At 56.2% G+C, this 25,811-nt stretch carries 32 protein-coding genes; 31 read left to right on the top strand and 1 reads right to left on the bottom strand.

Annotated elements, in window-relative coordinates:
- Positions 1 to 36: 36 nt before the first annotated feature.
- A complete protein-coding gene (locus tag BM181_RS04250; RefSeq protein WP_075442571.1) occupies positions 37 to 900 on the bottom strand; it encodes a Cof-type HAD-IIB family hydrolase in 864 nt (287 codons plus the stop codon).
- A 136-nt stretch (positions 901 to 1,036) separates the two neighbouring features.
- Between BM181_RS04250 and recG the strand changes: the two genes are divergently transcribed.
- From recG to scpB, 31 genes are all read left to right on the top strand, one after another.
- On the top strand, positions 1,037 to 3,103 hold the full coding sequence (gene recG, locus BM181_RS04245; RefSeq protein ID WP_075442570.1) for an ATP-dependent DNA helicase RecG: 2,067 nt from the start codon (positions 1,037 to 1,039) through the stop codon (positions 3,101 to 3,103).
- A gap of 103 nt (positions 3,104 to 3,206) precedes the next feature.
- Positions 3,207 to 4,001: a 4-hydroxy-tetrahydrodipicolinate reductase gene (gene dapB, locus BM181_RS04240; protein ID WP_075442569.1), complete on the top strand. Its 795-nt coding sequence runs from the start codon at positions 3,207 to 3,209 to the stop codon at positions 3,999 to 4,001.
- Between the two features lie 47 nt (positions 4,002 to 4,048).
- Positions 4,049 to 5,083 (top strand): aspartate-semialdehyde dehydrogenase, encoded by a 1,035-nt coding sequence (locus BM181_RS04235; protein ID WP_075442568.1) that lies wholly within the window; start codon positions 4,049 to 4,051, stop codon positions 5,081 to 5,083.
- Between the two features lie 147 nt (positions 5,084 to 5,230).
- On the top strand, positions 5,231 to 5,482 hold the full coding sequence (locus tag BM181_RS04230; protein WP_075427953.1) for an IreB family regulatory phosphoprotein: 252 nt from the start codon (positions 5,231 to 5,233) through the stop codon (positions 5,480 to 5,482).
- Positions 5,483 to 5,899: a Holliday junction resolvase RuvX gene (ruvX, locus tag BM181_RS04225; protein WP_075427954.1), complete on the top strand. Its 417-nt coding sequence runs from the start codon at positions 5,483 to 5,485 to the stop codon at positions 5,897 to 5,899.
- 78 nt (positions 5,900 to 5,977) lie between these two features.
- Positions 5,978 to 6,298, top strand: coding sequence for a DUF1292 domain-containing protein (locus tag BM181_RS04220; protein WP_075442567.1), 321 nt, complete (start codon positions 5,978 to 5,980; stop codon positions 6,296 to 6,298).
- Between the two features lie 71 nt (positions 6,299 to 6,369).
- Positions 6,370 to 7,482: an endolytic transglycosylase MltG gene (mltG, locus tag BM181_RS04215; protein ID WP_256211289.1), complete on the top strand. Its 1,113-nt coding sequence runs from the start codon at positions 6,370 to 6,372 to the stop codon at positions 7,480 to 7,482.
- A gap of 32 nt (positions 7,483 to 7,514) precedes the next feature.
- Complete coding sequence (locus BM181_RS04210) at positions 7,515 to 8,138, top strand: O-methyltransferase (RefSeq protein WP_255449206.1); 624 nt, start codon at positions 7,515 to 7,517, stop codon at positions 8,136 to 8,138.
- A gap of 19 nt (positions 8,139 to 8,157) precedes the next feature.
- Positions 8,158 to 9,390, top strand: a complete 1,233-nt coding sequence (locus BM181_RS04205) for a peptidase U32 family protein (protein ID WP_075442565.1) — start codon at positions 8,158 to 8,160, stop codon at positions 9,388 to 9,390.
- Positions 9,391 to 9,487: 97 nt separating this feature from the next.
- Positions 9,488 to 9,763 carry an acylphosphatase gene (locus BM181_RS04200; protein WP_075442564.1) on the top strand — a complete coding sequence of 92 codons (276 nt, stop codon included), beginning with the start codon at positions 9,488 to 9,490 and terminating at the stop codon, positions 9,761 to 9,763.
- A gap of 14 nt (positions 9,764 to 9,777) precedes the next feature.
- Positions 9,778 to 10,215, top strand: a complete 438-nt coding sequence (gene aroQ, locus BM181_RS04195) for a type II 3-dehydroquinate dehydratase (protein WP_075442563.1) — start codon at positions 9,778 to 9,780, stop codon at positions 10,213 to 10,215.
- A 37-nt stretch (positions 10,216 to 10,252) separates the two neighbouring features.
- Positions 10,253 to 11,323 (top strand): M24 family metallopeptidase, encoded by a 1,071-nt coding sequence (locus BM181_RS04190; RefSeq protein ID WP_075442562.1) that lies wholly within the window; start codon positions 10,253 to 10,255, stop codon positions 11,321 to 11,323.
- Positions 11,324 to 11,434: 111 nt separating this feature from the next.
- Positions 11,435 to 11,992, top strand: a complete 558-nt coding sequence (efp, locus tag BM181_RS04185; protein WP_075427962.1) for an elongation factor P — start codon at positions 11,435 to 11,437, stop codon at positions 11,990 to 11,992.
- A gap of 185 nt (positions 11,993 to 12,177) precedes the next feature.
- On the top strand, positions 12,178 to 12,576 hold the full coding sequence (locus tag BM181_RS04180; RefSeq protein ID WP_143092105.1) for an Asp23/Gls24 family envelope stress response protein: 399 nt from the start codon (positions 12,178 to 12,180) through the stop codon (positions 12,574 to 12,576).
- Positions 12,577 to 12,590: 14 nt separating this feature from the next.
- On the top strand, positions 12,591 to 13,160 hold the full coding sequence (gene amaP / locus BM181_RS04175) for an alkaline shock response membrane anchor protein AmaP (protein WP_075442560.1): 570 nt from the start codon (positions 12,591 to 12,593) through the stop codon (positions 13,158 to 13,160).
- Positions 13,161 to 13,178: 18 nt separating this feature from the next.
- On the top strand, positions 13,179 to 13,424 hold the full coding sequence (locus BM181_RS04170; RefSeq protein WP_075442559.1) for a DUF2273 domain-containing protein: 246 nt from the start codon (positions 13,179 to 13,181) through the stop codon (positions 13,422 to 13,424).
- Positions 13,425 to 13,448: 24 nt separating this feature from the next.
- Complete coding sequence (gene nusB, locus BM181_RS04165; protein WP_075442558.1) at positions 13,449 to 13,880, top strand: transcription antitermination factor NusB; 432 nt, start codon at positions 13,449 to 13,451, stop codon at positions 13,878 to 13,880.
- A 63-nt stretch (positions 13,881 to 13,943) separates the two neighbouring features.
- Positions 13,944 to 15,173, top strand: a complete 1,230-nt coding sequence (gene xseA, locus BM181_RS04160; protein WP_075442557.1) for an exodeoxyribonuclease VII large subunit — start codon at positions 13,944 to 13,946, stop codon at positions 15,171 to 15,173.
- Between the two features lies 1 nt (position 15,174).
- Positions 15,175 to 15,414: an exodeoxyribonuclease VII small subunit gene (gene xseB / locus BM181_RS04155; RefSeq protein WP_075442556.1), complete on the top strand. Its 240-nt coding sequence runs from the start codon at positions 15,175 to 15,177 to the stop codon at positions 15,412 to 15,414.
- 4 nt (positions 15,415 to 15,418) lie between these two features.
- Positions 15,419 to 16,300, top strand: a complete 882-nt coding sequence (locus BM181_RS04150; protein ID WP_075442555.1) for a polyprenyl synthetase family protein — start codon at positions 15,419 to 15,421, stop codon at positions 16,298 to 16,300.
- A gap of 15 nt (positions 16,301 to 16,315) precedes the next feature.
- On the top strand, positions 16,316 to 18,202 hold the full coding sequence (gene dxs / locus BM181_RS04145; protein ID WP_075442554.1) for a 1-deoxy-D-xylulose-5-phosphate synthase: 1,887 nt from the start codon (positions 16,316 to 16,318) through the stop codon (positions 18,200 to 18,202).
- Positions 18,202 to 19,011 carry a TlyA family RNA methyltransferase gene (locus tag BM181_RS04140; RefSeq protein ID WP_075442553.1) on the top strand — a complete coding sequence of 270 codons (810 nt, stop codon included), beginning with the start codon at positions 18,202 to 18,204 and terminating at the stop codon, positions 19,009 to 19,011. The genes dxs and BM181_RS04140 overlap by 1 nt, the downstream gene beginning before the upstream one ends.
- Before the next feature lie 11 nt (positions 19,012 to 19,022).
- Positions 19,023 to 19,874, top strand: coding sequence for an NAD(+)/NADH kinase (locus tag BM181_RS04135; RefSeq protein WP_075442552.1), 852 nt, complete (start codon positions 19,023 to 19,025; stop codon positions 19,872 to 19,874).
- A 27-nt stretch (positions 19,875 to 19,901) separates the two neighbouring features.
- Entirely contained in the window at positions 19,902 to 20,354 is a 453-nt protein-coding gene (gene argR / locus BM181_RS04130) for an arginine repressor (RefSeq protein ID WP_075442551.1), read from the top strand.
- 28 nt (positions 20,355 to 20,382) lie between these two features.
- On the top strand, positions 20,383 to 22,092 hold the full coding sequence (recN, locus tag BM181_RS04125) for a DNA repair protein RecN (RefSeq protein WP_075442550.1): 1,710 nt from the start codon (positions 20,383 to 20,385) through the stop codon (positions 22,090 to 22,092).
- Between the two features lie 92 nt (positions 22,093 to 22,184).
- Positions 22,185 to 22,547: a hypothetical protein gene (locus BM181_RS04120; RefSeq protein ID WP_075442549.1), complete on the top strand. Its 363-nt coding sequence runs from the start codon at positions 22,185 to 22,187 to the stop codon at positions 22,545 to 22,547.
- 106 nt (positions 22,548 to 22,653) lie between these two features.
- Complete coding sequence (locus BM181_RS04115; protein WP_075442548.1) at positions 22,654 to 23,133, top strand: hypothetical protein; 480 nt, start codon at positions 22,654 to 22,656, stop codon at positions 23,131 to 23,133.
- A gap of 71 nt (positions 23,134 to 23,204) precedes the next feature.
- Complete coding sequence (locus BM181_RS04110; protein ID WP_075442547.1) at positions 23,205 to 23,756, top strand: NUDIX domain-containing protein; 552 nt, start codon at positions 23,205 to 23,207, stop codon at positions 23,754 to 23,756.
- Between the two features lie 25 nt (positions 23,757 to 23,781).
- Complete coding sequence (locus BM181_RS04105; protein ID WP_075442546.1) at positions 23,782 to 24,408, top strand: site-2 protease family protein; 627 nt, start codon at positions 23,782 to 23,784, stop codon at positions 24,406 to 24,408.
- A 15-nt stretch (positions 24,409 to 24,423) separates the two neighbouring features.
- Entirely contained in the window at positions 24,424 to 25,149 is a 726-nt protein-coding gene (locus tag BM181_RS04100) for a segregation and condensation protein A (protein WP_075442545.1), read from the top strand.
- Entirely contained in the window at positions 25,142 to 25,804 is a 663-nt protein-coding gene (gene scpB / locus BM181_RS04095) for an SMC-Scp complex subunit ScpB (protein ID WP_075442544.1), read from the top strand. Before BM181_RS04100 ends, scpB begins: the two co-directional genes overlap by 8 nt.
- Positions 25,805 to 25,811 lie beyond the last annotated feature (7 nt).

The following is a 25,811-nucleotide window of genomic DNA, read 5'->3' as shown; positions in this document are numbered from 1 at the left end:
GCTCACCACCGCATTGTGCGTGGTGAGCTTTTTGTTTCATAGATATTGCTTTATGGCCTGGGCAACACCGTGGTGCAGGTTGTCGGCCGTGATGTGCGCAGCTTTTTCTTTCAGCGCAGGTACGCTGTTTTCCATGGCGGTGGCATGGGTGGGAAAGGCCTCGAACATCGAAAGGTCATTGGTGCCGTCGCCAAGCACGAGGACTTCGTCTTCGCGGATGCCGAGCCGTTGGGTCAGTACGCGCAGCGTATTGCCCTTGGTGGCCTTGGCGTCGTTGATTTCGATGTTGGTGCGGAAGCTGGCTGAAAGTGCCAGTCCCGGGACTTCCTGCCTGAGCTTGTCGCTGAGTGCTGCGAGCAGCTCAGGCTTCTGGCTGAAGGTGATGAACTTGGCGATGTGGATATCGCTCTGCCAGAAGCCTTCGAGGTCGTGGATGTATTGCAGCTTGCGGAAGTGGGGATTGCGAAGTGCCCAGTAGAAGTTCTTGAAGAAAGTCGTGCCGGGGCGCACTTCGCGCATGCGGTCGAGCAGGCCGCGATATGTCCGCAGACGGGAATTGGCACTGTAATGGCCTTGGTCGGTGTAGATTTCCAGGTTAAAGCGGTGGAAGCTTTCGATGGTCTCGTAGATCTTGCGGCTGCGCGCATGATCGATGTAGGCGGCATGCAGCAGCTGATGCTGCTCATCATGGAGCTCGGCACCATTCATGGTAAGATAGCAGGGATGCAGGTCGTAGCTTTCGATGAAGGCACGGACGTCAGCCATGATGCGGCCCGTGGCGATGACAAAGCGGACGCCGGCGGCCTGTGCCTGACGGATGGCGGCAATGTTTTCAGACGATATCCGATGGTTGCCGTCGAGCAGCGTGCCATCCATATCGGTTGCAATTAGTTTGATCAATCGAATCCCTCCTGACTTGTCTATTATAAATAGTAGCAGCAGGGATGGCAAGGTATCCGGCAGGTTTTGCCATTGAAGGGCTGGGCGTAATTTGCTAAAATGATAGGGAACAAACGAATGTTTTAGGTGATGGCGAGTGAAGTTACGAGATTCAATCCAATATGTCAAGGGCGTTGGCCCGAAGAAAAAGGCAGAGCTCAACCGCATGGGCATCCGCACGGTCTATGATCTTTTGACCTGGTTCCCGCGTACCTATGAGGATCAGAGCGTGCTGACCAGGATCGCGGAGCTAAAGCCGGGAGAGCGTGCGACGGTTTCCGGCGTTATCATGAACGTGAGTGAGCGCCAGGCGGGGCGGCGCGGCATGACGATCCTCACGGCACTCATCGGCGATGGCAGCGCTTTCCTGCAGGTGACCTGGTTCAACCAGAAATATCTGAAGAAACAGCTGCAGACGGGAAGGCGTGTGTTTGTGACCGGCAAGGCCGAATATGCTTATGGCGGCCGCGGCCAGTTCGCCATGAGCCAGCTCAGCGGCTTTCAGATCCTGGACGACGAGGATACGCCGGAGGAAATGTGCGGCATCCTGCCAGTCTATCCGGCAACGGAACGGCTCAATCAGAAATTCTTCCGCAAGACCATGGCCGGGCTCCTGCAGGAGGAGCTTGAGCTGCCTGAGGTCATACCTGCGGACATCCGCACGCGCTACCAGCTGCAGGGACGCCGTGAGGCCCTGCAGAAAATCCATTTCCCCGCGGATTTTACCGAGCTCAAGGCGGCCCGCAACCGGCTGGCTTTTGAGGAGCTATATCTGATCCAATGCGGCCTGCTGATCCTCAAACGGCAGTCGCGGGAAAAGAAAAAGGGAATCCGCCATCTGCTTTCGAGTGAGCTCGTGCATCGTCTCGAAGCGAGCCTGCCGTTCCAGCTGACCAATGACCAGTCGAAAGTCTGGCGGGAAATCTGCCGGGACATGGAAAGCCCGGTGCCGATGCGGCGCCTGGTGCAGGGCGATGTAGGCTCGGGCAAGACGGTCATTGCTATGCTGGCGCTGGTGAAGACGGTGGAAAATGGCTATCAGGGGGCGCTCATGGCGCCGACAGAGATCCTGGCCAGCCAGCATCACGAAGGCTTCAAGGCGCAGCTCGAGCCGCTCGGTGTCCGCGTTGGCTTTTTGTCGGGAAGGCTGACCAAGAAAAAGCGCGAGGAGATGTATGCAGCCATTGCTGCCCATGAGGTGGATATCGTCATTGGTACCCATGCGCTGATCCAGGAAGGCGTGCGTTTTGCCAAGCTGGGGCTTGTCGTTACCGATGAGCAGCATCGCTTCGGCATTGCCCAGCGTGCCGAGCTGGAAAAGAAGGGCGAGCTCATGCCGGATGTCCTCGTCATGACCGCGACGCCGATTCCGCGCACGATGACGCTGACCGTCTATGGTGACCTCGATGTGTCGCTGATCCAGGAGCTGCCGCCCGGGCGCCAGCCAATCCGCACTTTTGTGCGGCAGCCTGACCGACGCGAACTCATCTACCGATACGTGCTTACGCAGCTTGAGGCAGGGCGGCAGGCTTATGTCGTCTGTCCCTTGATCGAGATGAATGAGGACAGCCCGCTGCCGTCGGCAGAGGAGATCTATGACGAGCTGCGCTATGGGATTTTCCGTGATGTGCCTGTCGGTCTCGTGCATGGCAAGATGAAGGCCGTGGAAAAAGAGCAGGTCATGCAGGACTTCTATGAGGACAAGATCAAACTGCTCGTGTCGACGACAGTCATCGAGGTTGGCGTCAATGTGCCGAATGCGAGCATCATGGTCATCGAGAATGCCGAGCGCTTCGGTCTCGCGCAGCTCCACCAGCTGCGCGGCCGCATTGGCCGCGGGCCCTATCAATCCTTCTGCATCCTCGTCTCGGAGATGAAGACGGAGAACGCCAAGGAGCGGCTGCAGATCATGGCGGAGACCACCGATGGTTTCAAACTGGCTGAGGAAGATCTGCGGCTGCGGGGGCCGGGACAGTTCTTCGGTGCGATGCAGCATGGCCTGCCAGACCTCAAGATCGCCGATGTCCTGCAGGATATGGATATCCTGCTGCTGGCGCGCCGGGCGGCGCTCGAGACGATGGAGAACCAGGCCGATGTGCGTGATATCCTGCCGATCTTGGCGTTACAGTATCAGCAGCAATTTCTCAATATCACCGAAACGTGATGATTTTGCCGTCTTTTTGTCGAGAACATCTTGACATAATTGGCGGACATACTATACAATAAAGTTATCTTTTGTGCGTAAAAAATTCTAGGAGGCGCATAGCTTGACTACAGTATTCGTAAATGGTGCCTGCGGGCGCATGGGACAGGCTGTCCTGAAGGCGGTGCAGGAGGATAAGGATCTTCAGCTCGTGGGAGCTTGTGACATCCATGGCGGAGCCGATACCGGTACGCTGGTGGGCCTGCCGGCCAATGGCATTCTGGTGGAAACAGACCTGGCGGCAGCGCTCGCGCGGCTGAAACCTGAGGTCATGGTTGACTTCACGCGGCCGGATGTCGTTTTCGGCAATGTCATGACGGCACTGGAGCATAAGGTCTCGCCAGTCGTCGGTACGACGGGGCTTTCGGAGGAGCAGAAGGCTGAGATCCGGCAGGCGGCAGAGAAGAATGGCACGCCGGCGTTCATCGCCCCGAACTTTGCCATCGGGGCGGTGTTGCTGATGGTTTTGTCCAAGCAGGCCGCCAAGTATATGCCTGAGGTGGAGATCATCGAGCTGCATCATGACAATAAGCTCGATGCGCCGTCGGGTACGGCCATCCAGACGGCAGCCATGATTGCCGAAGTCCGTGAGGTGCATAAGCAGGGGCATCCGGAGGAAAAGGAAAAATTAGCCGGTGCTCGTGGTGCTGACTACGAGGGCATGCATATTCACAGCGTCCGTTTGCCGGGCTATGTGGCCCATCAGGAAGTCATCTTTGGCGGCTTGGGCCAGACCTTGACAATCCGTCACGATTCCATGAATCGCGAGTCCTTCATGCCAGGTGTCTGCCTGGCGGCCAAGAAGGTGCGTTCCCTTACGGGCCTTACGATCGGTCTTGATCAGCTGTTGGAGTTCTAATTAGACAGAGTAGCATTTGCTATCAATCATCGAAAGGATGTATCTATATGAAAAAGTACAATGTAGCAATCCTCGGTGCCACGGGTGCCGTTGGGCAGGAGTTCCTCAATCTCATCGAGGAGCGCAACTTCCCGTTCGCCAACCTCAAGATGCTCGCTTCCAAGCGCAGTGCTGGCAAGAAGATCCAGTTCATGGGCAAGGAATATACGGTGGAAGAGGCAACGGAAGATTCGTTCAAGGATGTTCAGATTGCTCTGTTTGCTGGCGGCGGTGCCAGCAAGGTCTTTGCTCCGGCTGCCGTCAAGGCCGGTGCGGTAGTCATCGATAACTCCAGTACTTTCCGTATGGATCCGGAAGTCCCGCTGGTCGTGCCTGAGGTCAATCCTGAGGCCATCAGCAAGCATAAAGGCATCATCGCCAACCCGAACTGCTCGACGATCATCATGCTCATGGCACTCAAGCCGCTCTATGATATCTCGAAGATCAAGCGCGTTGTCGTATCGACCTATCAGGCTGTCTCGGGTGGCGGCAAAGAGGCTATGGCTGAGCTTGAGCAGCAGGTCGATGATATCGTGAACGGCCGTGAGGTAACGGCGAACATCCTGCCGGGTGCTGCGCTCAACAAGCATTATCAGATTGCCTTCAACCTGATCCCGCAGATTGACGTCTTCCAGGACAACCTCTACACGAAAGAGGAAATGAAGATGGTCAACGAGACGAAGAAGATCTTCGACGATCCGGATATCCGCGTGACGGCAACGACGGTCCGCGTACCGGTCTATCGCAGTCATGCGGAATCGGTCAACATCGAGTTCGAGGATGAGGTCAGCGTCGAGGCAGCGCGCAAGGCTATCGATGCTTTCCCGGGGGCTGTCGTCAAAGACAACACCGATGAGCAGGAATACCCGATGCCGCTCTTCACGTCGGGCAAGGATGATGTAGAAGTCGGCCGTATCCGCAAGGACTACTCCTGCGAGAACGCACTGAATCTCTGGTGCTGCGGGGATCAGATCCGCAAGGGTGCAGCCCTCAATGCGCTGCAGATTGCCGAGTACATGATCCAGCACGACATGATCAAATAATCACCAAGCAGTTATTCACCGTCTGGCACAGATTGTGCTGGACGGTATTTTTCTGCAGAGACGGGCGTCTTTCAGAATATTTCTAGGAAATGCGGATAGAATATGATACAATAGATAGAGCGAAAACATATTCGGGAGGAATCAGCTATGGTCAGCGAAGAAACGATGATGTTTAAATTCGGCAATGATGAGAACAAGGCAGCGACGATTATCCGCAATGCCTGCCAGGCGATGGAGGAAAAGGGCTACAATCCTATCAATCAGCTGGTTGGCTACCTGCTGTCAGGTGACCCGGCGTATGTGACGAGCCATAACGATGCCCGCAGCCAGATCCGCAAGCTGGAGCGTGATGAGCTGCTCGAAGAGTTGGTAAGAGCGTATTTGGAGAAGAATAAGTAAATGAAACGTTATATGTCGCTGGATATTGGCGACCGTACAATCGGCATAGCGGTGAGCGATCTTTTGGGCCTCACTGCGCAGGGGGTCGAGACGATCCGTCGCCGCAAGGAAGAAGATGATTTGAAGCGACTGGGTGAGCTTATGGAGCAGTATGAGACGAAGTCGCTGGTTTCGGGGCTGCCCAAGAACATGGACGGCACCGAGGGTGACCGCTGCAGCATCGTCAAGGAATTCATGGCCAAGGTCAAGGAGACGTATCCGGACGTCGAAGTGGTGTTTTGGGATGAACGCCTGTCGACTGTTGCGGCTACGCGTTCTCTGATCGAAGCCGATGTCTCCCGCAAGAAGCGCAAGAAGGTCATCGATAAGATGGCGGCGGTCTTCATCCTGCAGGGCTATCTGGACAGCTTGCGCTGATGGCGGCTTTTGCTTGACAAATTTTCTTGGAATAAGCTAAAATGCTTTTAGACAAAATTACTATGAGAGGTGACTCAAATGGCAGATAAAGAGAAAGACATGAACGAAGACGGCGTTGTGGTTGTCATGACGGACGATCAGGGCAATGAATACTACTACGAAGAAGAGATGATCATCCCGGTGGGCGATCAGAAGTATGCATTGCTTGTCGGCCTGCACAACGATGAGCATGAACATGGCTGCGGCTGCGGCTGTGAAGACGGTGACGAGGATGTGCTGATTGCGAAGATTGTTGTCGACGAGAATGGCGAAGAGGAATACATTGAGCCGACGGACGAAGAGTTTCTGGCGGTTCAGGAAGCTTATAACGCTTTGGTTGACGAAGCAGAGCAGGAGTAAATCCTGTTGCGGGGCTGCCATCCAGATGGAGTGGCAGCTTTTTCGCATTTATAAGGAATGGAGATGTTGTTGTGGGAGAGAAGCTCAAAGCGTGGCAGGCAAGCCTCGAAAAGTGGCTGTCAGACCATCAGGAGAGTTTGGACTGGGTAACGGGGAAGTTGGAGCAGGTCAGTGACAGGATGACCTGGAAACGGTGGGCTGTGGTGAGTATTGCTGTCCTTGTGGTACTGTTAGGCAGCTGCATGCTCTTGTTCCAGGGCAAGCCAGCGCAGCGGGCGGCAATGTCCGCCGATCAGGTGATCTATGTGTCGGTCAAGCCGGGCATGGGGGCCAATGAGATTGGCGAAAAACTCGTGCAGCACGGCGTGCTCAGCAGCAAGTGGCCGTTCTGGTGGAAGGTCAAGACCAGCAATGCGGCCAGCTCCTTCAAGACGGGCATGTATGCCATGCATCCTGACATGTCAGCCGAAGAGGTGCTCAACAAACTGGTGGCGGGCGATACGGCCGTCGTGAAGTTCACGATCCCCGAGGGCTTTGGCATCAAGGAGATCGCGAAGCGTCTGGCCGATGAAGGCCTGGTCGATGAGCAGGAGTTCCTGCGCAAGGCCAAGACGTATGCGCCCTATGACTACATCGAGCGCAAGCCTGAGATCCGTTATGCCTGCGAGGGCTTCCTGTTCCCGGACACCTATGAGCTCCATGAGGAGGCTACGCCGGAGTCTATCATGAAGATGATGGCTGAGGACTTCGACACGCGGATGACGTCGAAGCTCAGGGCTCGGGCGGAGGAGATGGACCTTACGATCTTTGAGGTCATAACGCTGGCTTCGCTGGTGGAGAAAGAGGCGCTTTATGCGGAAGACCGGCCCATCATCGCCCAAGTATTCTTCAAGCGCCTGAAGCTCGGCATGCCGCTGCAGTCCGATACGACGCTGCAATATCTGCTGGATGCGCCGAAGGAAGACGTGACCATCAAGGATACGAAGATCGAGTCGCCGTACAATACCTACCAGCACCGCGGCCTGCCGCCGGGACCGATCGCAAGCCCTGGCATGGCGGCCATCAAGGCGGTGCTCTACCCGGCGGATACGGATTATCTGTACTTTGTAGCCGACCGCAAGGGCCACAACCATTATTCGACGAATTATGCCGATCATCAGATCCTGGTCGATCAGGTGCGTTGACCGGTCAATGGGACTAGACAGTAGGAGTTATCTTGGAAGCGATAGAAAATTTATTGGCGGAAATGGAACAATATGCGCAGGAGAACCATGTGCCGATCATCAACGAGCGGGGACGTGCAGCTTTTTTGCGTGTGCTGGAGGAGTGCCGGCCGCGGCGTGTCCTTGAGATAGGCACAGCCATTGGCTATTCCGCCCTGCAGATTGCACATCATGGTGCAGAGGACGTAACAATCACGACATTGGAGCTGAGTACTGACCGGTCAAAGACTGCTCAGGCATATATTGACCGGTCAATATACGCAGAGCGCATCCATATCCACACCGGCGATGCGGCAGAGCTGCTGACAAGTGCTGCGCCGCAGGCAGCACCGTATGATTTCGTGTTCATCGATGCGGCCAAGGGCCAGTATCTGGACTATCTGCGCAAGGTCGAGCCGCTGCTGGCAGACGAGGCTGTCATCCTGGCAGACAATGTGCTGTTCCGCGGCTATGTGCGGTCGGCAGAAAAGCCGCCGCGCCGTTTCCGCACCATTGTCAAGCGATTGCGTGAGTACATCCGGGTGGTGACGGAGACGCCGGGCTATGCGACGGAAATCCTGGAGAACGGCGATGGCCTGGCGGTAACGCGCTACCAGCGGCTGCAGAAAATAGATTGATTTAGGAGGAATCCTGTTTATGATAAAGAAGCCAGAGCTTTTAGCACCGGCGGGAACATTGGAAAAACTGAAAATGGCGATACTCTATGGCGCTGATGCCGTCTATCTGGGCGGCAAGGCCTTTGGCCTCCGGGCCTTCGGCGGCAATTTCACGCGCGAGGAGCTCAAGGAGGCGGTGGAGTTCGCCCATGCGCGGGGGCGCAAGGTCTATGTGACGGTCAATATCTTTCCGCACAACAGCGATCTTGTTGGGCTGCCAGATTACTTGAAGTATCTGGACGAGATCAAGGTCGATGCCCTGCTTGTGGCTGATTTGGGCGTATTTATGATGTGCCGTGAGCTCATCCCGGAGATGGAGCTCCACATCAGCACCCAGGCCAACAACACGAACTGGGCGACGGTGAATGCCTGGAAAAAACTAGGCGCCAAGCGCGTCGTGCTGGCTCGCGAGATGTCACTGGCAGAGATCCGTGAAATCCGCGAGAAATGTGATGTGGATCTCGAGATGTTCATGCATGGTGCCATGTGCATCTCGTATTCGGGCCGCTGCCTGCTGTCGAACTACTTCACGGGCCGCGATTCGAACCGCGGCAGCTGCGCGCAGTCCTGCCGCTGGAAGTATGCACTGGTCGAGGAGACAAGGCCCGGGCAGTATTTCCCGATTGCTGAGGATGAACGTGGCACGTATATCATGAACTCGAAGGATATGTGCCTGATGCCGAATATCCGCGATGTCATCGAGAGCGGGGTGGACAGCCTCAAGATTGAAGGCCGTATGAAGAGCGTGCATTATGCGGCAAGCGTCGTCAAGGCGTACCGCCTGGCTATCGACGCTTACTTTGCTGACCCCGAGCATTTCGAGGTGCAGCAGATGTGGCTCGATGAGCTGGAGAAGGTATCGCACCGCACGTATACGACGGGGTTCTACTACCATCAGCCGACCGCTGACGATCAGATCTATGGCAAGACATCGTACGACCAGACTTCGGAATTCGTCGGTCTGGTGCGTTCCTATGATGCAGCGACGGGCTGGGCGGTGGTCGAGCAGCGGAACAATATGAAGCTCGGTCAGGAAATCGAAGTATTCCAGCCGACAGGCCCGCTGTACCGCCAGAAAATCACGGCGATGAAAAATGCTGATGGCGAGAGCATCGGCGTTGCGCCGCATCCGCAGATGATGCTGTCCATGAAGATGGAGCAGCCGGTGGAACCGTATACGATCCTGCGCCGTGACGTTACACAAATGAAATGATGTATCATATTTTCTGATTTGTATTGTAAATTCTAATCATACCGTGCTATGATTAAGATGAAGTTGTTTATAATGAATTGGGAAAGTGGTGTTGATTATGGCTATTCGTTATTTTGGTACCGCTGCCGGCCAGGTACAGGGTGTCGGCTTCCGTATGTTCGTACAGCAGCATGCTATGGAGCTCGGCATTACTGGCTGGGTGAAGAACATGGACGATGGGACAGTCACGATGGAACTCCAGGGCGAGGCTGAGGCAATCGACAAGCTGGAGCAGATCATCCGCGCTGGCAACTACTTTATCCGGGTGCAGAGCTTTGCGCTGGAAACGCGCGACGTCGTGCCCGATGAAAAACGCTTTGACGTCCGCTACTGATGGGAGGAACAGGCATGGCAAAAGTTCTCGTACTGAATGGCCCGAATCTCAACCTTTTGGGCACGCGTGAGCCGGAAATCTACGGCAGCACGACGCTCAAGGATATCGAAACCATGATGGCAGAGCGCGCGCAAGCGGCAGGCATCGCCATTGATTTCTACCAGTCCAACCACGAAGGCCGCCTGGTCGACAAGATACAGGAAGCCAATCACAACTACGATTACATCATTTTCAATGCTGCGGCGTTCACGCATTATAGCATTGCGCTGCGTGACGCTGTCGCTGCCATCGATGTGCCGCTTATCGAGGTACATATCTCCAATATCCACAAGCGCGAGGAATTCCGCCATCAGTCGGTACTGGCGCCAGTGGCTATGGGGCAGATCTGCGGGCTCGGCATCGAGAGCTATATGGCAGCGCTGGAGGCAATCATCTATAAGCTGCAGAAGTAATATCCCTATGTAAGACTGAACCAGGAGTTGACCTTTTATGAAACAGAGCCGTTTAGAGGCTATCCGTGCCCTTATGTCGGAGCATCAGCTGGATGCTATCGTGGTGACGAAGTATGTGAACCTGCATTATTTCAGCGGGTTCCGCGGCGACGATACGACGCTGGTGATTTCGCGCGATGAGGCTATGCTGATCACCGACAACCGCTATACGGAACAGGCGGCGCAGCAGGCACCGCTGTTCACGATCGTCGAGCAGGAGAACGGGCTGCTGGCAAAGACGGCTGAGTGCATCAAGAAAATCGGCGCGAAGAAGATCGGCTTTGAAGGCAATGCCATGATCTATGATGATTTTGTCACGCTGACCAAGCTGCTGGACGGCTGTGAGTTCACAACGGCAGTGGTGCTGGACGATCTGCGCCAGATCAAGGATGCTGAGGAGATCGCCAATATCCGCAAGGCCTGCGAGATCGCCGACATCGGCTTCAAGGATATCCTGACCTACGTGCGTCCGGGAATGACGGAAGTGCAGGTAGCGGCGCATCTGGAGAACTGCATGCGCGAAAATGGCTCGGAGGGGCCGTCGTTCACGACCATCATGGCCTCGGGCATCCGCGGCGTGCTGCCGCACGGCATCGCCACCGACAAGGTCATCGCTGAGGGCGAGTTCCTGACAATGGACTATGGTGCCATCTATGCCGGCTATGATTCGGATATCACGCGCACCATCTGCATCGGTCATGCAGATGAAAAGCAGCGCCGCATCTATGGGGCTGTGTTGGAGTCACAGAAGCTGGCGCTGACGAAAATCAAGCCGGGCGTTTCCGGCAAGTCCGTCCATATGGCGGTACAGGACAATCTGGCCCGTTATGATCTCAAGCAGTATTTCGGCCATGGCCTTGGTCACAGCTTGGGCCTTGAGATCCATGAGAATCCGCGCATGTCGCTGAAGCGTGACGATATCCTGCAGGAGAACATGCTGATCACCGACGAGCCGGGGGTCTACATTCCGGGCTGGGGCGGTCTGCGCATCGAGGATACGGTACTGGTCACGAAAGATGGCTGTGAACCGCTGACGAAAGCGGATAAAGAACTCATCGAAGTCATATAATCCGCGAGAAGATAGCAGCGAGCCCTTTTCAAAAGGCTGAAAATATGCTATCATTAATTCGTTACATTGAAAACAAATGCTTAAAAGGCAATAATTGGAGGGCGTAAGTTAATGATTAATAGTACTGATTTCCGCACGGGTCTCACGATTGAGATTGATGGTGGCGTTTGGCAGATTGTCGATTTCCAGCATGTAAAGCCGGGTAAAGGCGCTGCTTTCGTCCGCACGAAGATCAAGAACGTTGAGACGGGTGCTGTTGTTGAGCGCACGTTCAACCCGAACGAGAAGATGCCGGCAGCACACCTCGAGACGCAGAACATGCAGTTCCTCTATGAGGCTGATGGCATGTACACGTTCATGAACACGGAATCGTATGAGCAGGTTGAGCTCAACAAAGAGCAGCTTGGCGATGCCCTGAACTACCTCATGGAGAACATGGAAGTTTCCATCCAGACGTTCAAAGGCCGTATCATCGGCATCCAGCTCCCGAACTCCGTCAACCTCAAGGTCATTGAGTGCGAGCCGAGCGTCAAAGGCAACACGGCTACGGGTGCTACGAAGATGGCTAAGGTTGAGACGGGCTATGAGGTCCGTGTACCGCTGTTCATCAACGAGGGTGAAGTACTGCGCATCGATACGCGCACGGGTAACTACATCGAGCGTGCATAATTGGTAAATTATGATGCCTAAGACTGCCGCATCATCAGAGGTATGGTGCGGCAGTTTTTTCACGATTTTCAGGCAATTATTTCCGAATTGGCAGGAATCTTGGCGCCTCTTCGCGAAAGTATATGTTATGGTATAAATATACGTTTCAATGCGAGTGTTTTCGTACAGTATTGGAGGGGTTCGTAATGGAGAAGGAAAAAGAAATTCAGAAGAATGGTTCGTTAGGTGCTATCCGCATTGCTGATGAAGTCGTCAGCATCATTGCTGGTCTGGCCGCTACGGAAGTAGAAGGCATCGCCGGCATGAGCGGTGGCATTGCTGGCGGTATCGCTGAAATGCTTGGCCGTAAGAACTTCGCCAAGGGTGTGAAGGTTGAGGTCGGGGAGAAAGAAGCGGCTGTCGATCTCTATATCATTGTCAAATACGGTGTCCGCATCCCTGATATCGCTTTGGCAGCACAGGAGAATGTCAAGCAGGCCATCGAGACGATGACGGGGCTTACTGTTGTGGAAGTCAACGTCCATGTACAGGGCGTGAGCTTCCCGCAGGATGAAGAGAGAACCGATGAGGTACGTGTCCGTTAAAAGAGGTTGATGGTATGGGAATAATCAATCGATTCCTGTTGCTGTTGCTTTCGCTGGCGGCGGCGGCCCTGTCACTGGCTGTCATCGGGGCAGCGCTTGGGCAGCTGCCGGAAACGGTCTGGCTGGCGGAGCTTCGCTATGCGCTGACCCGTCAGGAGACGCTGGCAGGTGCCGGAGTTGCTTTCTTGATCAGCTTGAAGCTGCTGGGGCAGGTCTTTGCCGGCAAGAAGGAGCAGAGCACGAGCAAGGGCGAATACGTCATTGCCAGCGGCCCGAATGGCGAAGTGCGCGTAGCACTCGACGCCGTGCGGAACTTTGTGGACCGTCTGGCGCGTGAGACCCATGGGGTCCACGACGTGCGGGTCAAGGTCCAGGCGAAAAACCATAAGGATGGGGCATCGCTGGCGGTGGCACTCAGCCTGACGGTTGGCCGTGAGGCCGATATCCCGAAGCTCTCTGCGCAGCTTGCACAGCACATCCAGCAGCAGCTGGCGCAGTCCATGGAACTGTCCGAGGTGCCGGTTGATATCGTAGTGGCTGATATATCGGATAAACAGCCAGCCAGGAAACATCGTGTGGTTTAAGGCGGTGACGCACAGCTGATGAAAGAAGAACTGAGAGAAACTGCCGAGGCACTCTGGCAGCAGCATCGCGGCAAGACGGTGGGGACGATCCTTGGCATCGTACTGGGCATAGCCATTCTATGTTTTGGCTTCTGGTGTACGGTGTTTGTCCTTTGCTGCGGGTTGGTTGGCCTGTTTGTCGGTTCGCAGATGGATCAGGGCGAGGATATCCTGGGATCGCTCAGCGAGCGTTTCTTCCAGCTGACGAATCATTTTCGGAACTAAAAAGAGATAAGAGGAAGGTAAGTAATGAGTCGTAGACAAGCAAGGGAAGCAGCCCTGCAGGCGCTGTTCCAGTTAGATTTGAATCAGGCTGAGACGGAAGAGCAGCAAGGGATGTATGAGACCTTAGCTATTGATACCGCACTGAGTGAGGCCGAGAAGATGTCTGCTCATGATCGTTCGTATGTGCAGACATTGGTACAGGGCACGCGCGCGAATCTCGCAGCTATTGATGCTTTGATCTCCGAGAGCTCGAAGGATTGGAAGATCGAGCGCATGGCTGCCGTTGACCGTAATCTGGTTCGCATGGCTATCTTCGAGATCAAGTTCTCGGAGGAGAAGCTCACGCCAAATATCGCAATCAACGAGGCTGTGGAACTGGCGAAGAAGTACGGTACAGATGATTCCAGCCGCTATGTCAATGGAATCCTGGGTGCGATGATGAAGATCGCGCATTGATGAATGAAACTGCCAGCCCCGGATTTTTCGGGCTGGCTTTTTCGTATGTTTGGAGGGAATATCTTGGCAATCCATTCTGTCAGTCAGGTCAATAAGTTCATAAAGGGCATGTTCGACCGGGAGCAACTGCTGCGTGGCATCATGGTGCGCGGCGAGATCTCGAATTTCAAGTGCTATCCCTCCGGGCATTGTTACTTCACGCTGAAAGATGCGAATAGCTCGCTCAAATGCGTGATGTTCCGCAGCCGGGCGCAGAACCTGCGCTTCCAGCCGGTCAATGGGCTCAAGGCCGTGGCGGCGGGCTCGATATCCGTCTATGAGCGCGATGGCGCTTACCAGCTGTATGTGGATTCGCTGGCACCTGAGGGGACTGGCGACTTGGCGCTGGCCTTTGAGCAGCTCAAGGCAAAGCTGACCGAGGAAGGTTTGTTTGCCGCTGAGCACAAAAAGGCGCTGCCGGAGTTTCCGCGCAAGATCGGCGTGGTGACCTCATCGGCTGGTGCGGTCCTGCGCGATATCTATCATGTGGCGAAGCACCGCTGGCCTGCGGTGCAGCTTGTTCTGCGGCCGGTGCAGGTGCAGGGCGAGGGAGCGGCTGCACAGGTGGCAGAGGCAATCCGGTTCTTCAATGAAAGCTATCCTGTCGATGTTTTGATCGTCGGGCGCGGTGGCGGCTCGATGGAGGATCTGTGGGCCTTCAATGAGGAATGCGTGGTGCGGGCGGTTTACGCATCACGTATCCCTGTGATTTCCGCTGTCGGGCATGAGACGGATTTCACCCTGGCGGATTTTGCGGCTGACGTCCGTGCGGCTACGCCATCCAATGCAGCGGAGCTCGCGGTGCCCGATCGCGCGGATCTGCAGCGCCATGTTGCCGGGCTTATGACCAGGCTGTCGACGCAGGCCCATAAGGGCATCGAGAGCCGCCGGCTGCGCTTGGCTGCTTTGCTGCGCAGCCGTGTGCTGCAAGAGCCGCAGACGCTGCTGGCTGAGCGGAGGCAGCGTCTGGATGCCGCGCTGCGGCAGCTTTGCCAGTTGGCGCAGCAGGCCGTGGTGGATAAGCGCCATGCGGTGAGTCTGGCGCTGGAAAAGCTGGATGGCATGAATCCTGCCCGGGTATTGCAGCGCGGCTATGTGGCAGCTGAGAAAGACGGACAGCTTGTCACGCGGGCTGCGCAGCTTCGCCCTCATGACCGCTTGTCTCTGGTCTTGCAGGATGGCCGCGTGGCTGTGGAAGTCATGGACAAGGCAGTGAAGGCGGAAAAGCCCCGGACGCGAAAGGAAGGAAAGTAAGATGCCAAGAAAAAAGGAATTATCTTTTGAAGAATCGCTGGCAAAGCTTGAGCAGATTGTCGCGCAGATGGAGGCGGGCGACAGCAGCCTGCAGGAGCTCATGGCAAACTATACCGAGGGGGTCCAGCTCGGCAGCAGTTGCATGGCTGCACTGGACCGCGCCGAGAAGACGATGGATCTCTTGGTGAGCGAGAGCAATGGGAAGATTCAGGAACAAGAATTGCAGATAGAGGGAGAGTAATACGATGAAGTTCAAGGAACTCTGGCAGGAAAGACAGCAGTTGGTAGAGGCGGCACTCACGGCTGAACTCAATAAGGAAACGCCGGTCGACAAGACGCTGACGGAATCGATGGAGTACAGTTTGATGGCAGGCGGCAAGCGCCTGCGTCCGGTGCTCTTGATGGCTGCTGCTGATGCGCTGGGCGCAGATGGCACGAAGTTCATCAAGACGGGCTGTGCCATCGAGATGATCCATACCTACTCTCTGATCCACGACGATCTGCCGGCTATGGATGATGACGATTACCGCCGCGGCAAGCTCACGAACCATAAGGTCTATGGTGCTGGTATGGCGACTTTGGCTGGCGATGCACTGCTGACGCTGGCGTTCGAAGTCATGCTGCGCCAGCCGGGAGCTGATGCGCAGACGCTCGTGCAGGTGGTGCGCGAGATGAGCACGGCTGCTGGTCCCGATGGCATGGTGGGCGGTCAGGCACTCGATATGGAGTCTGAGGACAAGCGCATCGATATGGAGACGCTGCGCCGCATGCACATGGGCAAGACCGGAGCGCTCTTCCGTGCGGCTATCCGCAGCGGTGCTATCCTGGCCGGTGCCAGCGCAGAGCAGCTGGCAGCTTTGACGGAGTATGCCGATAAATTCGGCCTGGCTTTCCAGATCACCGATGATATCCTCGATGTGGTCGGCGATGAAGCCCTGATCGGCAAACCGGTCGGCAGCGATGAGAAGAACCACAAATCGACATATGTTACGCTGACCTCGTTGGCTGAGGCCCGCAAGCTGGCCCAGGATACGGTGGCAGAGGCTGTGGCTGCCCTGGCGATATTCGGCCCTGAGGCTGATTTTCTGCGTGATCTTGTGAACTACCTCGTTGACCGCAATAAATAATTGGGAGTGCTTGGGATGAATGCATATCCATTGTTGGAAAAAATAGATAGTCCGGATGATATCAAGAAATACAGCCTGTCGGAACTCGAGGAACTGGCGCGTGAGCTGCGCGGGTTCATCGTTGATACGGTTGCGGCTAACGGCGGCCACCTGGCTCCAAGCCTCGGTACGGTCGAGCTGACGCTGGCACTGTTCAGCGTCTTCCGTTTCCCGCAGGACAAGCTGATCTGGGACGTGGGCCATCAGGCTTATTCGCATAAGATCCTCACGGGGCGCCGCGATCGTTTCCATACCCTGCGCCAGCTCGGCGGGATCACGGGGTTCCCGAACCGCTCGGAGTCGAAGTATGATGCCTTTGGTGTCGGTCATGCCAGCACCTCGATCTCGGCTGCGCTGGGCATGGCCATCTCGCGTGACCTCTGCGGGCGCCGCAATGAAGTCATAGCTGTCATCGGCGATGGTGCGCTGACAGGGGGCGAGGCCTTCGAGGCTCTGAACCAGGCGGGGGATTTGGGCAAGAAGCTCATCGTTATCCTCAACGACAATGAGATGTCGATCGACAAGAACGTCGGTGGCATGAGCGAATACTTGTCGCGCATCCGGCTCGATCCGCAGTATAACCGCGCCAAGAAGGATGTCGGGAACCTGTTGATGAGTATCCCGCATATCGGCGACAAGGCATACCGTACGGCTCGCATCGTCAAGGACAGCGTGCGGTCGGCACTGGTGCCTGGCAGTGTATTCGAGGAGATCGGCTTCCATTATATCGGGCCGGTTGACGGCCATAATCTGAGCCTGCTGCAGGATATCCTTGGCCGGGCCAGACAGATGGACGGGCCGGTGCTCATCCATATCCATACGAAGAAGGGTAAGGGGTATCTGCCGGCAGAGCAGCAGCCCGATAAATTCCATGGCATCGGTGTTTTCGACCGCAAGACGGGAGAATGCCCTAAAAAGCAGGGAGCTCCGAGCTATACTTCCGTATTCAGCAAGGCGCTGATCGAGCTGGCTGAGAAGGATACAGACCTCACGGCCATCACGGCGGCCATGCCGTCGGGCACGGGCCTCAAGGCTTTTGGCGAAGTGTATCCGGCGCGGTTTTTTGACGTCGGCATTGCCGAGGAGCATGCAGTGACCTTGGCGGCTGGGATGGCTGCGGATGGGCGCCATCCCGTCGTGACGCTGTACTCGACGTTTGCGCAGCGTGCCTACGATCAGCTCATGCACGATGTGTGCCTGCAGAACCTGCCCGTGACGCTCTGTCTCGACCGTGCAGGTCTTGTCGGTGCTGACGGTCCGACGCATCACGGTGTTTTTGACTTGTCATATCTGCGCCATATGCCGAATATGACGGTATTCGTGCCGAAGGATGAGGCCGAGCTCCGCGATATGCTGGCGACAGCGGTTAAGATGGATTCGCCGTCGGCTGTCCGCTATCCGCGTGGTGCCGGCCTGGGCGTACCGCTCAGCGAGACTTTCCACGACATTCCCATCGGCAAGGCAGAGGTGCTGGCCGAAACGGCTGAGGGACAGGCAGCATTGCTGGCTGTCGGCCCGATGGTGCACCGGGCACAGCAGGCTGCGGCGATCCTCGGCGAAGCGGGGATTGCGGTCAGTGTTGTCAACATGCGCTTCGTCAAGCCGCTGGATACGGCAGTCATCGATGCGATGGCTGCTGGGCACAGCTTGCTGGTGACCCTGGAGGAAAACGCGCTGGCTGGCGGTTTCGGCTCGGCTGTGGCGGAGTATCTCATGGACAGTGGCCTTGCAGCCAAGACGCAGCTCTTGCGCCTCGGCCTGCCGGATCGCTTCATTGAGCAGGGCAAGCCTGCTGAGCTTTTGGAGCTCTGCGGGCTGCAACCAGAACAGATTGCAGCAACAGTAAAGGAACGATTGAAATAATGGCAAAACAACGATTGGATGTGCTTCTGGTCGAACGCGGCCTGGCGGGCAGCCGGGAGCGGGCCAAGCGCATGATTATGGCCGGCGAGGTGCTCGTCGACAACCAGAAGGTCGATAAAGCCGGGGCAACGGTAAAGCCTGAGGCTGAAATCCGCTTGCTCGGCAATGATATCCCCTATGTCAGCCGTGGCGGCTTGAAGCTCGAGAAGGCTATGCAGGAATTCGGCGTGCCCATCGAGGGCCGCAGCTGTGCCGATATCGGTGCGTCGACAGGCGGCTTTACCGACTGCATGCTGCAGAATGGCGCAGTGCGCGTCTATGCTATCGATGTCGGCTATGGCCAGCTGGCCTGGAAGCTCCGCACCGATGAACGCGTCGTCAACATGGAACGCACGAATATCCGCAATGTGACGCCGGAGGATATCGGGCAGCTGCTCGACTTTGCTTCCATCGATGTGGCGTTCATCTCGCTGACGAAGGTGCTGCCGGTGGCGTTCACGCTGCTCAAGGAAGATGGCGAGCTCGTGGCGCTGATCAAGCCGCAGTTTGAGGCTGGCCGTGAGTTTGTGGGCAAGAAGGGCGTCGTCCGTGAGCCGTCGGTGCATGAGGACGTCATCCGCAAGGTGACCGGTTTTGCCCGTGAGCTGGGGTTTGTGCCGATGGCCTTGACTTTCTCGCCGGTCAAAGGGCCGGAGGGCAACATCGAATATCTTATCCGCTTGACGAAGGATAAGTCCCAGCAGGATACGGTGACGGAAGAGCGTCTGGCTGCCGTGGTTGCTGAGGCCCATGGTGCGCTGGATAAATAAGGAGCTTGCTGATGCTGACCATAGCTGTTTTTCCCAACGTGAATAAGCCGCAATCCCCGGAGGTGCTCAAAAGGATCTTTGCGTTCTACCGGGACAAGGATGTGCGCCTTATCCTGCCGATTGATGAATCGCGCTTCTTTGACATGGAAGAATACGGTGTGCCGGATATCGAAAAGATACCGGCAGATCTTGCCCTGAGCTTAGGCGGCGACGGGACGCTGCTGGGCGTCTGCCGCCGCTATGGTGCCATGGCTGTGCCGGTCTGCGGGGTCAACATCGGCACGCTGGGATTCATGGCAGATATCGAGCTCTCCGAGCTGGAGACCAAGTTGCAGAAAATCCTTGCAGGCGATTACCGCATCGAACACCGCCTGCTGCTGGCTGGCTTTGTGCGCTCCCATGGCAAAGAGCGTTTCCTCGGCCATGCTATCAACGATGTGGTCGTGACCAAGGGCGGTGTCGCCCGCATGCTGCATTTAGGGCTCAGCATCAACGATTCGCATCTGATCGACTACAAGGCCGATGGTGTCATCGTGTCATCGCCGACCGGATCGACTGCGTATTCCTTATCGGCTGGCGGGCCTATCATGAATCCGACGATCCGGGCTTTGCTGGTGACGCCCATCTGTGCGCATACCTTCAACATGCGCCCGTTGGTCGTGGGTGAGGAAGATGTGGTGCGCATCGAGATTGCGGCCATCCATCAGGACATCATCGTCACGTTCGACGGGCAGGAGAGCTTCCGGCTGCTGCCAGGGGATGAGGTCATGGTCATGAAGTCGAACGTGCAGGCAGGGATCGTGAAATTTGATGACAAGGACTATTATCAGATCTTGCGGACCAAGCTATGGAAAGACGTTTAATCATAGAGAATTGAGAGGTGTTGGCGGATGAAAAGTATACGACACGCTGTAATAAAAGACATAATTGATGCTCAGGTCATCGAGACGCAGGAGGAACTGGCTGCGGCTCTGCGCGAGCGCCGGATCCAGGTCACACAGGCCACTGTTTCCCGTGACATCAAGGAGCTCATGCTCATCAAGGTGCCGTCGGGAGATGGGCGGTACCGCTACGCCTCCCCGATGCAGAATACGCTGCTCTTCACGGAGGAGCGCATGCGCCGTCTGTTCGCTGACACGGTGACCGACTGTGATTACAGCGAGAATCTCATCGTCGTCAAGACATTGCCGGGCGGCGCAAGCACGGTGGCGTCAGCCCTCGACCACGCGAACTGGAGCGAGGTCATCGGTACTTTGGCTGGCGATGACACCATCCTCGTCATCATCAAGCCCAAAGAGGCGACCGAGAAAATCCTCAAGCGCCTGCAGGAGTATTTGAAATGATTCATCGTAGACAAAGGAGATCTTTCCCATGCTGAAGTCATTGACCGTTTGGAATTTTGCTTTGCTGGAGCATGTCCAAGTGGAATTTGGGGCAGGCCTTAACATCCTGACAGGCGAGACGGGTGCCGGCAAATCCATCCTGATCGATTCGCTCGGTGCCATCCTCGGGCAGCGCATCTCGGCGAGTGCCATCCGCACGGGATGCGAGTGGCTGCGCGTCGAGGCGGTGTTCACGCTGGAGGATGAGGCGCTGGGGCTGCACGAGCTGCTGGCCCAGCAGGCAATCGATGATTCGGAGGGCATGCTGATCATCACGCGGCAGGTGACGCGCGGGGGCCGCAGCATGGTGCTGGTCAATGGCTGCCATGTGACGCTGGCCGTGCTCAAGGCAATCGGTGCGTATCTGGTCGATATCCACGGGCAGAATGAGAACCTGGCACTGCTGAAGGAGGAGAGCCAGTTCTCGCTGCTCGACCATTACGACGCCGATCTGGCTGAGGCGCTGGCGGCCTACCGGCATGTTTATGAGGAGTGGCGTGCCTGCTGCCGCCAGTATGCGGAGAAGGAGCAGGCTGCGCGCGAATACGCCCAGCGCCTTGACATGCTGCGCTGGCAGGACAATGAGATTGCAACGGCGCAGCTCAAGGAGAACGAAGACGAGGAGCTTGAGGCAGAGATCCGCAAGCTGTCCCATGCGGAAAAGATTGCCGGCTATGTGGAAGAGTCGTACAATCTGCTGGCGAGCGGCTCCAAGGAGGGCGTAGGTGTCCTGGCGGCATTAGCGCGGGTCAAGAAGGATCTGCAGGATATGAGCCGCTATGATTCGTCGCTGGCCAATGCCCAGAAGATGGTTGAGGAAGCGGTCATTTCCCTGCAGGAGGCTTCGTATGAGCTTCGGGATTACGGGGAGACGCTGGAATTCAGTCCGGAGCGGCTCAACAAATTGCAAAGCCGCATGGATGTGATCTACCGTCTGCGCAAGAAATATGGTGCGACGATCGCCGATGTGCTCGCGCATCAGCAGAAGGTGCAGCAGGAGCTGAGTGCCATCGAGAACTACGATGACGATATGGCAGAGCGCAAGGCAAGGATCGCAGCCCTCGAAGCGGAGCTGACGCAGAAAGCCCAGACGCTTACGCAGCTTCGCAACCGTGCGGCTGGCGAGCTGTCGGCCGCCATCGGCGGACAGCTCGCGGCACTGGGCATGCCAAAGGCGGTGTTCCGCATCGAGGTATCGGCTGCTGCTGGCTTCCAGGCTAACGGTGCCGACGATGTGGCCATGTACTTCTCGGCCAATCCCGGCGAAGCAGAGCAGCCGCTGCAGAAGGTGGCTTCGGGCGGTGAGCTCTCGCGCATCGCGCTGGCGATCAAGGCTGTGGCCGCAGCCAGGGATTCGTCGGTGCCGAGCATGGTGTTCGACGAGATCGATACCGGCATCGGCGGTCGGACTGCGCAGATGGTGGCCGAGCGCATTGCGCTGGTCGCGCGCTTCAAGCAGGTGCTGTGCATCACCCACTTGCCGCAGATTGCCTGCATGGCGGATGTGCATCTCTACATCTCCAAGGCTACGGCAGGGGACTCGACGGTCACCCAGGTGCGGCAGCTCTCGGAGCGCGAGCGCATCAGCGAGATTGCCCGCATGGCTTCGGGTGCTGATATGACGGCAGCTTCGCTGGATAATGCGAAGGAGATGGTCAGCCATGCAAAGATACGTAAGGAATCCTTAGAAAAAAATTAATTTCTTGCAGGATTTTTATAAGAGAAAGAGAATATTAGTAATCGGAATACGTGACATTGTGTTTTAGTTTTTGTTGGAAGGAGGGGAAAATCATGGAAAAACAATATGGCAAGATCACTGTATTGGAATCGACTGGCCGCAAGGATCAGTTCGGCAGCGAGTATTACTGGTGCCGTTGTGCCTGTGGCAATTTCACGATTTTTTCCCAGGAAGAACTCGAAAGTGGGTTTATCGAAGACTGTGGCTGCAGTGCGACGAAAGCTGCATCACAGGCAGAGGAAAAACTGGCTGTCAATGCAACGGCTGCTGCCGCTGCACCTGCGGAAAAGAAGCCTCGCCAGAAAAAGGTGTTTGTCGAATCGTTTGCCTCACGATGGTGTGGGCTCGATGGCATCGCTACGAATCCGAAGCATATCCGTCCCTGGCCCGAGGTGAAACGCCGCAGACGTTCATGAAAACTACACAGTCAATTTCGGATAAAGCGCTCCATTGCGGTTGCAATGGAGTGTTTTTATTTGTATACTAAAAGGCAGTAATGATTTTTGTACGAGGAGTTTTTGGATGCTTGGTATTCAATGCTATGCGATTTTCTGGCTGCTGATCAGCGGCTATGCGCTGCAGACCTTGATGGCGCATACGGGGCCGGCAGCTGATGAGGAAGAGCGCCAGATCTGGAAAGATGAGATGGAATCGATGGGCAAGTTCATGTCGGCCAAGAGCATCGGCAAGACGTTCCTGGTGATGTCGGTCGTGCTCTTGCTCATCGATGTCATGGGCTTTGTGCTGACCTATCAGTATGCGGAGCTGCGTCCGTGGCAGCTCGTGGTGTTCTACCTGGTCGCTGCGGCACTGTTCATCGACTCGCTGGTGGACTTCGTGCGCATGCGCAAGCTCATGCGTGCCAAAGAGCCCGATGAAGTGGTGGCCTGCATGTCGCAATATGTCGAGGGGACTTCGTCGTGGAATAGTGTGGCACTCATCGCTGTGGGCGGCAAATGCCTGCTGGCTGTGGTGCTCGTCCTCTGGACGGTGTTCCGCTGAGACCGGGTGCTTGAAATAAAAGCGAACAGATAGTAGAATAGATAGATATGAAGGTTTGAGGAGGAGTAACGATGGACGAAGAGTTAGTAGAAAAGAAACTGCATGGCGAAGCGATCTTTGATGGCACTTTGCTGCATGTCAGACGGGATACTGTGGAATTGCCGAATGGCAATCAAGCTACGCGCGAGTTCATCGAACATCCTGGAGCATCGTCTGTCATACCGGTCTTTCCTAACGGCGATATCATCCTGGTCAAGCAATACCGCTATCCGATCGGGCGCATAACGCTGGAAGTTCCTGCTGGCAAGCTTGACGCCCCCGATGAAGATCCGCTTTATTGTGCGCAGCGTGAGCTCTCCGAGGAAACGGGCTATGAGGCTGAGCATATGGAAAAGCTTACGACGATTGCGACGACGGTCGGCTTCTCGAATGAGTACATCCACATGTACAAGGCCGAGGGGCTCACGCCGGGACCGCAGCATCCCGACGAGGATGAGTTCATCAATGTGGTAAGGCTGCCGCTTGATGAGGCAGTTGCGATGGTGCTCGATGGCCGCATTTACGATGCTAAATCCGTATCATCGATCCTGATGCTGGAGCGTCAGAGAAACGGGAATAAATAAGATAACCTTGCTAGGGAGGTAGACGATGTTTGATTTCAACCTGCTGCAGATCGTAGCTGGTCTGCCGGGACTTATTATCGCGATGGTCATCCATGAATACGCACATGCACAGGTGGCCGTTTGGCTCGGAGATTTCACGCCGCGCATGATGGGGCGGCTGACGCTGAATCCTAAGGCGCATATCGATCCGCTCGGTATGCTGGCACTTTTCCTGGTACATTTCGGCTGGGCGAAGCCGGTCATGATCAATCCGCACAATTTCAAGCAGCCGCGCCGTGACGATATACTGGTCTCATTGGCTGGACCGGGAGCAAATCTCTTGATGGCTTTTCTGGCGCTGGTGGCCTTGGTGCTCCTGAGCCGTGTCGGTGTCCATATAACCGAGGGCATCTACTGGGTATTCATGCTGATTGTCGAGTACAATATCGGCTTTGCGATTTTCAATTTGCTGCCGCTGCCGCCGCTTGACGGCTCGCATGTGCTCAAGCAGCTTTTGCCGCGCGATCTTGCTTATCAGTTCGCCAGCCTTGAGCGCTACAGCTTCCTGATTTTGATTTTGCTCCTGATGACGCCGGTCCTCAGCATGATCCTGATTCCGATGCGCGGGGCGGTTCTCGAAGTTTTCCGTACGTTGCTGGGCATCCTTTTCTAAGGGCAGCGGCTGGCTATGGAAGATTACAAGATAAAGATCGATGCGTTTGAAGGTCCGATGGACCTTCTTATGCATCTTATCGAAAAAAACAAGATCGACATCTATGACATCCCGATTGCGGAGCTTACGCGTCAATACCTGGCGTATCTGGACCGCTTTCGGGAGTTTAACATGGAAATCGCCAGCTCGTTTCTCGTCATGGCCGCAACGCTCTTGCAGATCAAGTCGCGGATGATGCTGCCAAAGCCGGAGAAACCTGCGGACGAGGCCGAAGAAGATCCGCGCTTCGAGCTCGTGCAGCGCATCCTTGAGTACCGCAAGTTCAAGCAGGTCAGCACCGTGCTCGGTGACATGGCTGGCATCCAGGAGCGGTTTGTCAGCCGTGAGCCGATGGACTTGCCGGTGCACCATCTGCCCCCAGGTAACCTGTCGCTCAGGATGCTGGTGGAGGCCTTCCATACCGTGCTGTCGGTCAAGGATGAGCTTTCGATCCCGAAGGCGCTCGTCACACCGGAGGCCTTCAGCATCAAGGACAAGATGGCTGATATCTTGTCGCTGCTGGAGCGCAGCCGTGGGCGGCTGCTGTTTTCGGAGGCCTTCGAGACGGGCACGCGCAGCGAGCTGATCGTGACGTTCCTCGCACTGCTGGAGCTCATGAAGCTCAAGACCGTGACGGTGAAGCAGCAGCGGGCATTTGCGGAAATCTATATTTGTATCCGGGAGGAAGAACAACATGCCTGAAACGGCAGAACGGATTGAAATATCACAGCTGGGTGTATTGGAGGCTGTGCTCTTTGCCGCGGGCAATCCCATAACGGCGGCGGAACTGGCACGTATCCTGCAGCTCGATGTGCTCGGTACCCAGAACCTCGTGGCTGAGCTCAAAAGCGACCTGGACCGCCGCCATAGCGGCTTGACGATCCGGCAGGTGGCTGGCGGCTATCAGCTGGCCACGCGGCCGGAGGCCTTTGCCATCGTCGAGCGCTTGAGCGAGGTGGTGGACCGCAAGATCTCTGCGCCGACGATGGAGACGCTTTCGATTGTAGCCTTCAAGCAGCCAATCACCAAGGCGGAAATCGAGCAGATCCGCGGAGTGCGCGTGGAACGTGCCTTGCAGAAGCTGCTGGAGCTGGAGCTCATCGCCGAGGTGGGGCGCAAGAATGTGCTGGGACGGCCCATCCTCTATGGGACGACGGAGACTTTCCTGCGCTGCTTCGGCATCAATACGCTGGAGGACTTGCCGGAACTGCCGACGACAGAGGAAGCAGCCGCAGGGCTCGACGCTGAGCAGATGGAGCTCTTCCAGGAAGTGCAGCAGCTGCAGAGCCAGAACGATGCGGATACGGAAGAACAGGAAGCGCCGATGGCACACGACGATATGCCACCGGCTGAATGATACAGGA

This window comes from Pseudoselenomonas ruminantium (genome assembly GCF_900113715.1).
GTDB classification, from domain to species: domain Bacteria; phylum Bacillota; class Negativicutes; order Selenomonadales; family Selenomonadaceae; genus Selenomonas_A; species Selenomonas_A caprae.
Note: the sequence above shows the minus strand (reverse complement) of the source record. Positions and strands in the feature narration are given on the sequence as shown.